Below are 13,437 nucleotides of genomic sequence, written 5' to 3'. Positions count from 1 at the left end.
ATCTCTCTTGGGCTGCGGGTTCAGGCGGCGAGGTCGCGCGAGACCTGCACGATGCCGGTGCCGATTCCGCGCTGCACATGGTTGCGGAGTTCGCCGAGCGACTCGATTCCGACGCGCACGACGTCTCCCTGCTGGAGCGTGAACGGGAGATCTGGCACCAGGCACGTACCGGTGGAGAGCACCACTCCATCGGGAAACACGTTCTCGCGGAACAGGAAGCCGGCGAGGTCGGGAAGTGCGCGATGCAGCAGGTTCGTGGAGGTGCGTCCTGCCCACTCGGCCTCGCCATTGCGCTCGATCACGAGCTGGATGGTGAGATTCGTCGGGTCGGGTACTTCGGTCGCGGGCACGAACCAGGACGCGACCGCGCACGCCGCCGCGTATGCCTTCGCCTGCGGCAGGTAGAGCGGGTTCTCCCCCTCGATGCTGCGGGAGCTGACGTCGTCGCAGATCGTGTAGCCGACGATCTCGCCCGCCGAGTTCAGCACGAGCGCGAGCTCGGGCTCAGGTACGTCGATTTCCGAGTCGGCGCGCACCAGGATCGTGCCCTCACTGCCGACCACACGCCACGCGGCGCCCTTGAAGAAGAGCTCCGGACGCTCCGCGTCGTAGATGCGGTCGTAGACGGATGCCGCCGTTTCGCTCTCCTCCATGCGTGCGTCGCGTGACTGCTCGTACGTGACCCCGGCAGCCCACACCTCGCCGCGGCCGTCGAGCAGCGGCATCCGCTCGGTGAAGGTCGCAGGGGCGGATGCCGCGGCGACCCGCGCGGTCAGCTCGGTGCCGCTCCACGAGAGCACTTCGGCCATCGCGGCGGCGAGGGTGAAGTCGCCGGTGGGGGTGCGGAGCACGACTCCGTTATCGGTGCGGAAGATCGAGGTCGGGGGCGCGGCGATCGGTGCGAGGTTCTCGGGCATGCGGGTCTCCTGGTCGAGGGGGGGTACAACAGGCGCGTCACGACCAGCGGAACGGGGTGGCGGGGCGGCCTGTTGTGTCGGTGCGCACCGCGAACAGCGCTCCGGCGAGGGGTTCGCGGTCGCGCACGCCCATCGCCGCGGAGGTGACGTAGAGGACGCCGCCGGGCCCGAATGCGCAGCTCGTGATCTGCGATGCGGGGAGCGACACGACGCCGATGACGTCGCCGTCGGGGCTGACGCGGCGGACCTCGCCGCATCCGAATATGGCGACCCAGAGGCATCCGTCGTCGTCGACGCACAGTCCGTCCGGCAGCTGTCCCGGCTGCAGATCGAACTGGATCAGAGGTCGCCGATCGGTCGCGGTACCGGTTTCGAGGTCGTAGTCGAACTGGTCGACACGGTTCGTGAGGCTGTCCGTGAAGTACATGACGGCGCCGTCGGGGCTCCAGCCGAGCCCATTGCCAAGTCCCACCCCCGACGCCACCGTGATGACGCCGACCCCGTCGTACTTGTACAGCCCCGCTTGGCCGGGGGCCTGGTCGTAGTGCATGGTGTCGGCGAACAAGCGTCCGCGGGGGTCGGTCTTCGCGTCGTTGAACCGGTTGCCGGGAAGGTCGGCTTCGATGTCCACAATGTGGGTCACGACGCCGTCGTGCAGCCGGGCGAGCCCATTCGGGAGCGCGAGGATGAGCGACCCGTCGGTGGTCGGCACGGCGGCGCCGACGTCGGCCCCGACATCGACCGCCGTGTCGACACCGGTGACCGGGTCGAAGGTGTGCACCTGGTGCGCAAGGATGTCGACCCAGATCAGGCGCTCGGTCGCGGCATCCCAGCACGGCCCCTCGCCCACCTCGGCGGCAGCGGCCAGGACCACGTCGGCGGTGTAGGTCTTCACGAGCGCTCCTTGGGGCTGATCAGCTGCTTGTAGATCGACGGGTCGGGATCGGCCAACACGTTTGCGGCATCCTCGAGGGGCACCACGTGGCTCGGCAGCGCGGACACGTCGACGACGCCGGATGCGATGAGCTGCACCGCCGGGGCGACGTCGATGTCCCACAGGTGCGCCGCCGTTCCGACAAGTCGCTTCTCGCCGAGGACGAACGAGGCGATGTCGATCGCCGCGGTGCCGCCGGAGATCCCGACCTGCACCTGGGTGCCTCCGCGGCGCACGAGATCGAGCGAGGCGACCGCCACCGCGCCCAGTCCCGTGCATTCGAAGATCACGTCTGCGCCGCGCCCGTCCGAGATGGCGTGCAGTATCTCAGCGAAACCCGCCGGGGCCGCTGCGCGGAAACCGGCCGCGCGAGCCACCGCAGTGCGGGCCGCGGAAGTCTCCGAGCAGAGCACCTGTGCGCCGGCCGCTCGCGCCACCTGTGCGATGAGCAGCCCGATCGTTCCGGCCCCGATCACGCCGACGACCGCGCCGTCCCCGAGGTCGCCCGCCGCGCGGACCGCGCGGACGGCGACCGCAACCGGCTCGGCGAACACCGCCTGGACAGCATCCAGCGACGTCGGCACGACGACGAGCGTCTCCTCCGTCGCGATCATGAACTCTGCCAGGCCTCCGTCGAGGTTGAATCCGCGCACCGCCTGGCGTTCGCAGATGCCCTCCTGATGACGCCGGCACCACCAGCACTCGCCGCAGCCCACCACGACGTCGGGGATCACGCGAGTGCCCACTGGGATGCGGGATGCGTCGACGCCGAGTCCGTGCGCGACCACGACGCCCACCACTTCATGACCGAGGGCGAGCGGCGCCATCGTGCCGGTCAGTGCGTGCGGCTCCATATTCACGACCAGCGGTCCTTCGCGGAACTCCTCGACATCCGTTCCGCAGATCCCGCAGTACTCGACCTCGACGAGCACTTCGCCGGCGCCGGGAACAGGCTTGGGCACCGACTCGACGCGAACGTCGCGGCGACCGTGGAAGCGCGCCGCACGCATGGTGGCGCTCACAGCCGGGTGGTGCGGCGAATCACGTCCGCACGCGTGACGAAGTCGGAACGCAGCTTCACGCCGTGGCCGGGCGTGCGCGTCGGCCGGATGACACCATCCACGGGTTCTGGGTAGCCGGTCGTGAATTCGGGGTACCAGGTCGCCAGGAACGCGCGTGCAGTCTCCTGGATGAGGCCGTTCGGCGCATTGCACACCAGGTGCGTGTCGATCGCGAGCGAGACCGGGCCGGTGCAGTCGTGCGGCGCGATCGGGGTGAGGTACGTGTCGGCGAGCGACGCGAGCTTGCGTGCCTCGGTGATCCCCCCGGTCCATCCGATGTCGAGGGTGAGGACATCGATCGCGCGATCGCGGATGAGCGGGAGCAGCCCCCGGCGGCCGGTGCCGGTCTCGCCGAGCGCAATGGGCACGTTCACCTCGCGGTGGAGGCCGATCATTGCGTCGACGGCGTCGGCACGAAGCGGATCTTCGACCCAGTACGGCCGGTACGGTTCGAGTTCGCGCATGATCTGCTGCGCCGCTCGCGGATACCACAACCCGTGCAGCTCGATCATGAGGTGCATGTCCATCCCGACTTCGCTGCGGATCGCCTCGACGATGTCGAGCGCCGCCCGCATCTCGGCGGCGGTGATCTCCAGGCCGCCGCTGCGCTCGGCGGCCACGTCGAACGGCCAGATCTTCATACCTTTGACGCCACTGGCCTTCAGGTCGCGGGCAAGCTCGGCCGGACGATGGAGGAACGCGTCCAGATCTTGCAGATCGTCGGCTGGGCCGTCTGCGGGAAGCCCCCAATTCGAGACGCTCTGCCCGACGGCGTTGGACACGTATCCGGGGCCGGCGCAGGTGTTGTAGACGTCGATCTGGTCGCGGACCGCGCCCCCGAACATGTCGACGAGGGGCAGGCCGGCGCGCTGACCCAAGATGTCCCACAGTGCCACATCGATGGCACCGTTGCCTCGTGTCTCGGCGCCCGACCCCTGGTAGCCGACGTATGGCTGCAGCGCGGCGGCGACGTGTTCGGGGGTCGGCTGCTCGATGTCGCCCAGCTTCCCGGCGGCGACATCGTGGATGTACGCCTCGACCGCGGACGCGCCCATGAACGCCTCGCCGAGCCCGACCTCGCCGGCATCCGTGTGCAGCTGCACGAAGCACACGCTCTCCTGGCTGCGCGGCCGGAAGGTGTCGATGGCGACGATCCTCCCGAAAGTCCCATGCGCGCTACCGCGCTCATCCACGGGACGGACATCGCGCGCCATCACGCTTCCCTCGACTCGATCCGCCACGAGATTCCCTTCAGCTTCCAGCCGAGGTGCACCTACCTTGGCGATCCTGATTCTTGCACATTGGACGGACTGGTACTACCAGTCTGTCCAGATTCATATACGCTGATCCCAGATACTGCTGCTCGACCGAGACACACTCACCCCAGAAGGAGTTCCCGATGAATCCTGCCGAAGGAGCCCCATCGAAGATCTGGGGATTGCCGTTCATCGTGTCCACGCTGGAAGACGACATCGTCTCCGGGCGGCTCGCTCCTGGCGTGAAGCTTCCCTCGGAACGCGAGCTGATGACCCGGTTCTCCGTCGGCCGCTCCCTGGTGCGCGAGTCCCTGCGCGTCCTTCGAGAGCGGGGGCTGATCGAGGTGTCTCTCGGCCGAGGCAGCTTCGTCAGGGAGATGGACCCCAAGGATGACGGTGCGAGCCCGGAACTGCTCTCGCGGACCGGGCTGGTGACCGCTCGGCACCTCATCGCAGCCAGAGAAATGCTCGAGACGAACACCGCCGCGCTGGCTGCCGCCAACCGCACCCAGGAGGACCTCGAACGGCTCGCGATGGCCCTCGCGGAGCTGGAGAGCGCCCCGCTCCGGACTGCCGCGGATTTCGATCTCGCGTTCCACACGGCGATCGCGGACGCGTCGCACAACCCGGTGCTCCAGGTGATGTTCTCGTCGATCTCCACGCTCGCGCATCAGATGATGGTCCGGAGCCTCACCGACGAGCATGTCGTCGGGGCGGAACTGCACGGCGTGCTCTTCGAGCGCATCTCCGTCGGCGATGCAGCCGGCGCCGCCCGCGTGATGGCGGAGCACATCAGCGCCGCGAAGCTCTTCTATGGAGCCGACCTCGACACGCCGTTGCGGGACCTGCAGGTGGGCTCATCCGACCTCACCCTGCGCGTCGACGCGATCATGCGGAAGCACGCGACCTCCGCGCAGGGTGCGTGATCACGCCCTCGATGGGCAGACGACGCTCTCTGAAAGGAAGTTCATGACCACGACGTTCCATGTCTCAGGTGCAGGCGACGACGCAGATGACGGGTCCGCGGAGCGGCCGGTGCGCACGGTCTCGGCCGCAGCCGCTCGCGCACACGCCGGCGACACGATCCTGGTCGGGGCCGGCACGTACCGGGAACGCATCGACCCCCCACGCGGCGGCACGGAGGATTCCCCCATCACATACACCGCCGTACCCAGCGACCACGTCGTCCTGACAGGGTCCGATCGTTTCGAGAACTGGAGCCGCGTCGATGACGGGCTCTGGAGGCTCGTCATCCCCAACCGGTACTTCGGCGACTTCAACCCCTACGCCGAGGTCGTCCACGGCGACTGGTTCGTCGGCAACGATCGGCGCCACCGCCGCGGGAACATCTTTCTGGACGGCGCCTGGCTCCCCGAAGTCCCGTCTCTGGATGCTCTCGAGACCGGAATCGGTCTCGGCTGGTCCTCGACGGTGGACGGATTGCAGGATCGGCCGATCGTCGAAGTGGCCGGCATCGAGGGGCACGCCGCCTACGCGCCCGCCGTCTATGACTTGGAGGGTGTGACCACGATCACGGCCCGTCTCCCCGCCGGCACCGACCCGAACATCGACGACGTCGAAGTCTCGGTCCGCGCCACCGTCTTCACCCCGACCGCCGAGCACATAGATCACATCACCGTGCGCGGATTCGAGATCCGCAATGCCGCGACGAACTGGGTCGCGCCGACCGTCGGTCAGGAAGGCATGGTTACCGCGTATTGGAGCCGCGGCTGGGTGATCGAGGACAACGAGATCTGCTACTCCCGGTGCGCGGGCATCGCTCTCGCCAAGAACCGTGACGAGTTCGACGGCGAGCGCGGCACGACCGACGGCTACTACCTGACGATCCAGGACGCCTTGGAACGCGACGGTTGGTCGCGGGAGACAATCGGCTCCCACGTCATCCGCAACAACAAGATCCACCACTGCGGTCAGGTGGGGATCGTCGGGTCGCTGGGCTGCGCGTTCAGTGTGATCGAGGGCAACGAGATCCACGACTGCAACGCGCAGGGCATCTGGACCGGCTGGGAGATGGCGGGCATCAAGCTGCACGGGGCGATCGACGTCGTGATCCGCGGCAACCACCTGTATCGCTGCGGGGAGCCGGCGGCGATCTGGTTGGACTGGATGGCGCAGGGAACCCGGCTGGTCGACAACCTCATGCACGACAACGTGCGGGACGTGTTCACCGAGGTCAACCACGGGCCGATCCAGCTGGTGAACAACATCATGCTCTCGCGCAGGGGCCTGCTGACGAACTCGCGCGGCATGCTCGTCGCCCACAACCTCATCCTCGGCCGCCTCGAGGTGTGGGACGACGAACGCGAAACGCCGTACCTGCGGCCGCACAGCACCCTGCCGGTGTCGATGCGACGTGTGTGCAGCGTCGGCGATGCCCACTGGGTGAACAACATCCTCGGCGACGCCGTGGATCTGTCCGAGTACGACAAGTCCGTACCCGATCAACCGTGTACATTCTCCGGAAACGTGACGACCGCTTCCGAGGAGTCCCGTGGGCTCGTCACCGAGCTTGCCGTGGATCTGGAGCGCGTCGGCGATGTATGGAGGCTGGCGTTCCTGTCGCATCCGGACTGTGGCGCGTCAGCGGATCGGGTGCGACGGGAGTCCCTCGGCGTGGCCGTCGTCCCGCAGCAGGTCTACATCGATCCGGACGCGACGTCCACGGCATGGGATCACGACTACATGGGCGTCGCCCGGGGCGACCGAGTCGCGCCCGGTCCATTCCACTCCCCGCTCATCGGCGCCGTGGCCGTATGGCCACGACGGGTGGCCGTTTGAGCGCGATCCCGCGCCCGAATCCCGGCGAACCTCCCGTGACGACCACGACGCGACCCGTGTGGATACGGTGCTCCATCGCGATCTCCTTCTTCGGTAGTGCGTCACGGCAGGCGGGTGCGAGCGTGCATACGAGTCCGCAAGTCGGATCTTGCATCGATCCCGACCATACGAGGGGAGCACCGTGACGGCATTACTCGACGCGGGCCGCGGCGTTCCCAAGCAGGTCGGTGCCAGGGCTCTCGATGCGCTCGAGCCCATCGGCAGCGGGCCGGGGTGCCCGCCGACAGCCCGCGGCCGCATCTCCGACTACGTCTACGACGAGCTCTGCGAGGCCATCCGCAGCCTCCATCTGCAGCCCCGGGCGCCGTTGTCACATGCCGCCATCGCGATGTGGCTCGGCGTAAGCCGCGCTCCGGTACAGGAGGCGTTCACGCGCCTCGCAGACCAGCGCCTCATCACGATCGTGCCGCGGGTGCGCAGTCAGGTCGCCCCGATCTCAATGACGGACGTCCGGGATGCGGTGTTCGTGCGGAACTCGCTCGAGACTGAGGCATTCCGGCGGGCGATCGCCGCATGCCACGTCGATGTCTCCGAACTGCAGAGTGTCGTGGACCTCAACCGCGCGGCCTTCGACCGGCGGGATGCGCACGCATTCTTTGAGACGGACGAGCTGCTCCACCGACTCGTGTTCGACCTCGCCGGATTGTCCCACCTCTGGGGGTTCGTGCGCGGGATGAAGATCAACCTCGACCGGCTACGGCACCTGAGCCTCGGCGTCGCCGTCGACGATCCCGCATTATGCATCGAGCATCAAGCCATCGCGGATGCGCTCGCGAATCGGGATGAGGACGCGGGGATCGCCGCCATCCACGTTCACTCTCATCGCGCACTGGCGGACTGCGCGCGCTTTCGGACCTCGTTCCCGGACTACTTCGCTCCCTGACCGACGCCCCTTCGGGAGTGCCGCGACAACGAAACCATCAATGCAGACGAGCAATGCAATGCAAACGAGCGATGCACGCAGGCACCAATGGTGATTCCTAGTTACGAACGACATGGAATGCGAGTAGCCTGAATGCATGCGGGGAGGCTTGGCGCGGTGGAAGCGCGGCGAAGCATCCCACGGTGTGCGCCAGGCGATCGGGTACGCGTTCGCGGGCACGTGTGATTCACACGTGCGCACCACCGACGGAGCCCAGGCTCTCGTCGCCTACGGCGCAAGCGGCGAGATCACCGTCACGCGGTTCATCTGCGCCAGCGGGCGCATCCGACACGACGAGCTCGACCAAGACGGCTTGCGGCGCTGGATCGAGGGGCGCGATCCGATCACGGACGAGGCCCGCGGCATCCCGCAGTTCTCGTCTCGATCTGACCTGGTCCTCGACGGAACGATCAACGCACCCAAGACCTACAGCATCGCCGCCCTGCTCCACCCCGAACTCGCGGACGAGTTCGAGGACCTGCAGGACCGCCTGCGCGACCGCATCATCCTCACGTGGCAGCGCGAGCTCAACGCGCGACGCGGGCACGGCGGCGTCGTCCGCGAGGAGCTTGCGCGTATCGAGGTCGTTGAGCTCAAGCATCGGCGATCGCGCGCGCTCGATCCCCACATCCATCGTCACCTGTGGCTGAATGCGAAGGTCCTCGGCCGCGATGGCAAGTGGTCGACCGTCGACTCGCGTGTGGCGATGAAGTTGCACACCCTGGTCAACGCGGAGGGGGAACTCGCTGCGCGCACGGACCCGCAGTGGATCTCGGCGCTCGCCAAGCATGGCTACTCACTCGACGCGGCCGGCGAGATCGCCCAACTTGCTCATGCAGTGGGGCCGCTGTCGCGGCGGTCAAACCAGATCGAGACCAATCGAGCGCGCCTCCTGGGGGAGTGGCTGGCCGACCATCCGGGGCAGCAGCCGAGCCACGACATCCTCCAGCAGGTCGACCGCCGGGCGTGGGCGCTTCAGCGGCCGAACAAGCCCAGGCGCCTCGACGAGGACGAGTGGGAGCTTGCGGTTCGCCGCGAGATCGCGGCGCTCGATCCTTCTCTCGTCGTGCCGCGCACGCCCATCGAGCTCACGGCTGTCTCCATCGGCGCGGTCGATCGTGAACTCCTCGCCGCAAGGGCAGTCGCGGATGCGGATGCCCGCTCAGCTTCGAACGGCGGGCGCTTCAGCGAGTACGACGTGCGTGCCGGTGCAATGCGCGCCGTTGCGGCGTCCGAGATCGTACAAGAGCGCGCAATGCTGCAGGAGCTCATCGACGACATCACCGCTCGCGCCCGCGAGCACACGATCGACCTGCTCGACGATGCCACGCGACCATCGCACATCAAGGGATACATGGCGTTGCCCACGGCGACCCTCAAGGTCGATCTCGGCGCACAGCTTGATGCCCTGAGCCAGCCGGGCGTACCGCTGACGCGCGACAGTGTGGCGCTCTTCGCGGCAGTATCTATCAGCACCGGTGCCGGGATGGATGGGGATCAGCTCGATGCCGCTGCCGCCATCGCCGGCACGGATCGACTCGTCACGATCACGGGTCCCGCGGGTGCCGGCAAGACCACGGTTCTGCGTATCGCTCACCGCGCGTTGCAGCATCAAGGTCGACAGATGATCGTCGTTGCACCGACCAGGAAGGCGGCAAGCGTCGCGGCGCTCGAGATCGGCGCATCCGCGTCGAGCCTGCATGCCCTGCTCGCCGACCACGGCTGGCGATGGTTCCGAGACAGCGCCGGTCAGGAGCAGTGGGTCCAGCTGCATCGTGGCGATGTCGACCCGGAGACCGGTCGAACCTACCTCGCCCCGCTCCACTATCCACTGAGACGCGGCGACCGCATCGTCGTGGACGAGGCCGGCATGGTCGACCTGCGCACCGCCAACGCTCTCGCCCGGGTCGCCGCGGCCACGGGCGCCGGCATTGCGATGATCGGGGATCCGCTTCAGGCGGCGCCGGTCGGCCACTCTGGTGCCATGGCTTCGGTATCACGTCGCAGCACCGCAGTCGTCGAGCTGACGGCTGTGCACCGATTCCGCGACCCGGAGTACGCCGCGCTCTCGCTTCGCCTGCGGGACCCCGCAACAGCGGACGCTGCGAAGGACGTCGCCCGCGCCCTCGGCGAGCGCGGCCATCTGCTTCGCGTAGGGAGCGATGAGACCGCACGGGGCATGATGGCCGACGCGTGGTTCCACTGGGCCGGGCTGCGCAAACGCGTGGCACTGGTCACGGCCACGAACGACGAGGCGAACGCGCTCAACGAGCGCATCCAGCAGCAGCGCGTGGAGATGGGTCAGCTCTCGACGAGGCGGATTGCACTAGGCCGCGACGAGCAACGGATCCTCGAGGGCGACCTCGTCCAAACTCGTCGGAACGATCGTGAGGCGGGCGTTGACAATCGTGCACTCTGGACGGTTGCTCACATCACGCCCACACACGTCGAGCTCGCCAGCATCACCGACAGCGGCGACATCCGCAGGGTCACTGTGAAGTACGCCGCGGAGCACCTGAACCTCGCTTATGCGTCGACGGTTCACGGCAGTCAAGGGGAGACCACGGATGCCTCGATCGTGGGTCCTGGCGTCGACGCGGCGGGTCTCTACGTAGGCATGACCCGCGGCCGGCTCAGTAATGAGGTGATCGTGGTTGCCGGCACGGATGCTGCGGCACGCGAGATCCTCGCTGAGACCATGATGCGGGGAGCGCCTGAAGTGACCATCGCCGACTCGATCGAAGCGGCACGTGCGGAGCTGCGTCGTGCGGCGCAGGTGGTGCGACCTGCTCCTCCGCACGTCGACCCGTTTAGTGGTCCGGTGATCTCTGTCACGCCCACTCGCAGCGGCCCGTCGATCGGACTGTAGTCGTCGGGGCGGTGTGGCTGTGCCGCCACGGGCCGCGTCACGGATTGTCGGCGAAGGCCTCGGCGATGAACTTCTCCACGTCCGACTCGCGCCAACACCGGCGGCCGGCGATCTTCGCCGACTTCGGTGCTGCGCCGGTGTGCAGCATCCATCTCAGCTGGGCGGGAGTGCGGCGCAAACGCGCCGCCACCTCGTCAAGGAAGAGAATTCGATCCATCCGACTCACCTCAATTCCTAGTTGCCGGTGACGGCTAAACTTAGTGAACCACGTTATCTAGTCGAGATCAATAGGTTTCTGGAGTAGCCTCAAGGCATGATCGATGATGAGCTGATCGGCCGCAACCTCACCGTGCTACGTGGCACGATGAGCCAGAAGGAGCTCGCCGAGCGCATGCGCAAGCTCGGGTTCAAGTGGTCCCAAGCCACCGTCTGGTCGATCGAGAAGGGTGAACGTCCGCTCCGGTTGACGGAATCCGAGGCGCTGGGGTCGGTCTTCGGCATCCACGCGCAGGCGCTTACACTGACCGAGCAATCCCTCAGCCGCGTGATGCGTGCGCGGGAATTGGACGACGCACTCACGCAGATCGCAGATCTGGCGTATGCCTCGTTCGAGCGACAGCGACGACTCGCAATGGCGTATGACATGGTCGCGGGCGAAGACGACGATGAGGACTTCACGCCGGAGCTGTTTGCGCACAACGCGGTCGACTACGCGCTCCAAGGTCTTGCCCGGGCCGAGGCGCACCTCCGAGGAGAGTTCGAGGTCGAGGAACTTCTCTATGGACCGTTCCCGCACGAAGGCCATGACTTCCAGCGGGCCTTCATCGCCCGAGTCCGCGCGCAGATCGAAGAACTGCGTCAGCGAGGCGATACGCAAGAGGAGGCCGAGGATGGCGTCGATCAAGCAACGCAGTGACGGCACCTGGCGGGCCCGGTATCGCGATGATGCCGGCAAGGAGCACGCTCGGCACTTCACACTGAAGCGGGATGCACAGCGATGGCTCGACGAAATCGCGGCAGCGGTCGTCACCGGCCAGTACGTCGACCCGAAGGCCGGGCGCATCACATGGGATGAGTGGACTGCGCGCTGGATGGAACGACAGTCGTGGGCGGCGGGCACGTACGAGGCTGCGACCGTGGCGGTGAAGAGCGTGCCGTGGCGAGAGAGCGCGATCGCCGGGATCAAGTCTTCGCACATCCAAGCGTGGGTCGCCGGCGAATCGAAGCGCGGCCTCGCGCCATCCACCATCAAGACTCGTCTGAACTACATCCAGATGTCTTTTCGGGCTGCGGTCGCGGACAAGCTGATCGTCGCGAGCCCGGCTCTGGGCGTGAAGGCTCCGCGTGGTCGCAAAGCCGAGGCGGCGATGCGCATCATGACCGCCGACGAAGTTCTTGCAATGCTCGACGCCGCAGGCGACTTCCGGGGATTTGTGGAGGTGTGCGTATTCGCGGGTCTCCGGCTGGGAGAGGCCGCGGGTCTGCAGCTGCGCGACGTCAACTTCCTCGGCCGCTCGCTCACGGTCGCACGGCAGGTTCAGGGCGCAACCATCAAGACCGCGAGGATTGTCCCGCCCAAATACGAGTCTGAGCGAACGGTGTACGTTCCTGACGAGCTCATGGCGTCGCTTGCCGCGCACGTCAAGCGGCAGCAGGTCACCGATCAGGATGAGCAGCTCTTCGTGACTCCGCTCGGGCGGCTCTGGAACCGCAACAATGCGGCAGAGGAATGGCGTCGGATCAGAGCTGCGACCGGACTATCAGATGGGGTCACGCTGCACACGCTGCGCCACACGTTCGCCTCGAACCTGATCGCTCAGGGATGCGACGTCGTCACGGTGCAGCGTGCGCTCGGCCACTCGACGCCGTCGATCACGCTGAACGTCTACAGCCACCTCTGGCCGTCAGCTGAGGACCGGACCAGGTCCGCGACGGCCTCCTTCATGACCCAAATCCGCAATTCTGCGGACTCCGTGCGGATTGAAACAGAAAAACCCCAGGTCAGAGGCTCCCGCTAGCGGTAGTTGACGAACTGCAGGTCGACGTCGAGGTCGGCGGCCTTCAGCAGGCGCTGGACCTCCTGGAGGTCGTCGCGGCTCTTGGACTGCACGCGCAGTTCGTCGCCCTGGATCTGCGACTTCACGGACTTCGGGCCTTCGTCGCGGATGATCTTGCTGATCTTCTTCGCGTTCTCAGACGAGATACCGTCCTTGATCGTCGAGGTGATGCGGTATTCCTTGCCGCTGGCCTGCGGCTCACCCGACTCGAGGCTCTTCAGCGAGATGCCCCGCTTGATGAGCTTCGACTGGAAGACGTCGAGGACGGCCTTCGCGCGCTCCTCGCTGTTCGCCTTGATGAGCACGGCCTCGCCGCTCCACTCGATCGAGGCGCCTGTGCCCTTGAAGTCGTAGCGCTGCTCGACCTCCTTGCGGGCCTGGTTGAGCGCGTTGTCGGCCTCCTGGTGGTCGACCTTGGAAACGATGTCGAAGCTGGAATCCGCCATCGTCCCAGCCTAACGGCGGGGGAACGCGGCATCCATGATCTGCAAGCGCTTGCGCGATGCCATCTTGTCGCGTCCGGCGACTCGGTCATCGTGCAAGCGCATGCATCCATCACGAT

At 66.9% G+C, this 13,437-nt stretch carries 12 protein-coding genes; 6 read left to right on the top strand and 6 right to left on the bottom strand.

All coding sequences use genetic code 11. The features are described 5' to 3' along the window. Positions 1 to 20: 20 nt before the first annotated feature. The 4 genes from SM116_RS15335 to SM116_RS15320 are packed head-to-tail and all read right to left on the bottom strand — an operon-like array spanning position 21 to position 4,153. Positions 21 to 917, bottom strand: coding sequence for a fumarylacetoacetate hydrolase family protein (locus SM116_RS15335; RefSeq protein WP_320941833.1), 897 nt, complete (start codon positions 915 to 917; stop codon positions 21 to 23). A gap of 37 nt (positions 918 to 954) precedes the next feature. Beyond that, positions 955 to 1,812 carry an SMP-30/gluconolactonase/LRE family protein gene (locus SM116_RS15330; RefSeq protein ID WP_320941832.1) on the bottom strand — a complete coding sequence of 286 codons (858 nt, stop codon included), beginning with the start codon at positions 1,810 to 1,812 and terminating at the stop codon, positions 955 to 957. Further along, positions 1,809 to 2,873, bottom strand: coding sequence for a zinc-dependent alcohol dehydrogenase (locus SM116_RS15325; protein WP_320941831.1), 1,065 nt, complete (start codon positions 2,871 to 2,873; stop codon positions 1,809 to 1,811). Before SM116_RS15325 ends, SM116_RS15330 begins: the two co-directional genes overlap by 4 nt. Further along, positions 2,870 to 4,153: a mandelate racemase/muconate lactonizing enzyme family protein gene (locus SM116_RS15320; protein ID WP_320941830.1), complete on the bottom strand. Its 1,284-nt coding sequence runs from the start codon at positions 4,151 to 4,153 to the stop codon at positions 2,870 to 2,872. The genes SM116_RS15325 and SM116_RS15320 overlap by 4 nt, the downstream gene beginning before the upstream one ends. Positions 4,154 to 4,311: 158 nt before the next feature. On the opposite strand from SM116_RS15320, the gene SM116_RS15315 reads away from it, so the two are divergent. The 4 genes from SM116_RS15315 (at position 4,312) to SM116_RS15300 (ending at position 10,818) form a co-directional block, all read left to right on the top strand. Continuing rightward, positions 4,312 to 5,094, top strand: coding sequence for a FadR/GntR family transcriptional regulator (locus tag SM116_RS15315; RefSeq protein ID WP_320941829.1), 783 nt, complete (start codon positions 4,312 to 4,314; stop codon positions 5,092 to 5,094). A gap of 43 nt (positions 5,095 to 5,137) precedes the next feature. After that, the gene (locus tag SM116_RS15310) at positions 5,138 to 6,967 is read left to right on the top strand and encodes a right-handed parallel beta-helix repeat-containing protein (protein ID WP_320941828.1); all 1,830 of its coding nucleotides are present in this window, start codon (positions 5,138 to 5,140) and stop codon (positions 6,965 to 6,967) included. A 181-nt stretch (positions 6,968 to 7,148) separates the two neighbouring features. Beyond that, positions 7,149 to 7,910, top strand: coding sequence for a GntR family transcriptional regulator (locus tag SM116_RS15305; protein WP_320941827.1), 762 nt, complete (start codon positions 7,149 to 7,151; stop codon positions 7,908 to 7,910). A 232-nt stretch (positions 7,911 to 8,142) separates the two neighbouring features. Beyond that, positions 8,143 to 10,818 (top strand): AAA family ATPase, encoded by a 2,676-nt coding sequence (locus SM116_RS15300; protein ID WP_320941826.1) that lies wholly within the window; start codon positions 8,143 to 8,145, stop codon positions 10,816 to 10,818. Between the two features lie 37 nt (positions 10,819 to 10,855). Here the strand turns inward: SM116_RS15300 and SM116_RS15295 are convergent, their stop codons facing one another. Further along, the gene (locus SM116_RS15295; RefSeq protein WP_320941825.1) at positions 10,856 to 11,035 is read right to left on the bottom strand and encodes a helix-turn-helix transcriptional regulator; all 180 of its coding nucleotides are present in this window, start codon (positions 11,033 to 11,035) and stop codon (positions 10,856 to 10,858) included. Between the two features lie 96 nt (positions 11,036 to 11,131). Here SM116_RS15295 and SM116_RS15290 point away from each other — a divergent pair, with 96 nt between their 5' ends. Then, complete coding sequence (locus SM116_RS15290) at positions 11,132 to 11,734, top strand: helix-turn-helix domain-containing protein (RefSeq protein WP_320941824.1); 603 nt, start codon at positions 11,132 to 11,134, stop codon at positions 11,732 to 11,734. After that, positions 11,709 to 12,836: a tyrosine-type recombinase/integrase gene (locus SM116_RS15285; protein WP_320941823.1), complete on the top strand. Its 1,128-nt coding sequence runs from the start codon at positions 11,709 to 11,711 to the stop codon at positions 12,834 to 12,836. Before SM116_RS15290 ends, SM116_RS15285 begins: the two co-directional genes overlap by 26 nt. Here SM116_RS15285 and SM116_RS15280 read toward each other — a convergent pair. After that, on the bottom strand, positions 12,833 to 13,321 hold the full coding sequence (locus tag SM116_RS15280; RefSeq protein WP_320941822.1) for a YajQ family cyclic di-GMP-binding protein: 489 nt from the start codon (positions 13,319 to 13,321) through the stop codon (positions 12,833 to 12,835). The two genes, SM116_RS15285 and SM116_RS15280, sit on opposite strands and share 4 nt — an antisense overlap. Positions 13,322 to 13,437: the final 116 nt, after the last annotated feature.

Source organism: Microbacterium rhizosphaerae, from assembly GCF_034120055.1.
Lineage (GTDB): Bacteria > Actinomycetota > Actinomycetes > Actinomycetales > Microbacteriaceae > Microbacterium > Microbacterium rhizosphaerae.
The sequence above is the reverse complement of the archived record's forward strand: the minus strand, read 5'-3'. Positions and strand labels throughout refer to the sequence as shown.

Coding starts and splice junctions, on each gene's coding strand:
- SM116_RS15315 (WP_320941829.1), top strand. CDS start 4,312: ATGAATCCTGCCGAAGGAGCCCCATCGAAGATCTGGGGATTGCCGTTC.
- SM116_RS15310 (WP_320941828.1), top strand. CDS start 5,138: ATGACCACGACGTTCCATGTCTCAGGTGCAGGCGACGACGCAGATGAC.
- SM116_RS15335 (WP_320941833.1), bottom strand. CDS start 917: ATGCCCGAGAACCTCGCACCGATCGCCGCGCCCCCGACCTCGATCTTC.
- SM116_RS15285 (WP_320941823.1), top strand. CDS start 11,709: ATGGCGTCGATCAAGCAACGCAGTGACGGCACCTGGCGGGCCCGGTAT.
- SM116_RS15295 (WP_320941825.1), bottom strand. CDS start 11,035: ATGGATCGAATTCTCTTCCTTGACGAGGTGGCGGCGCGTTTGCGCCGC.
- SM116_RS15290 (WP_320941824.1), top strand. CDS start 11,132: ATGATCGATGATGAGCTGATCGGCCGCAACCTCACCGTGCTACGTGGC.
- SM116_RS15280 (WP_320941822.1), bottom strand. CDS start 13,321: ATGGCGGATTCCAGCTTCGACATCGTTTCCAAGGTCGACCACCAGGAG.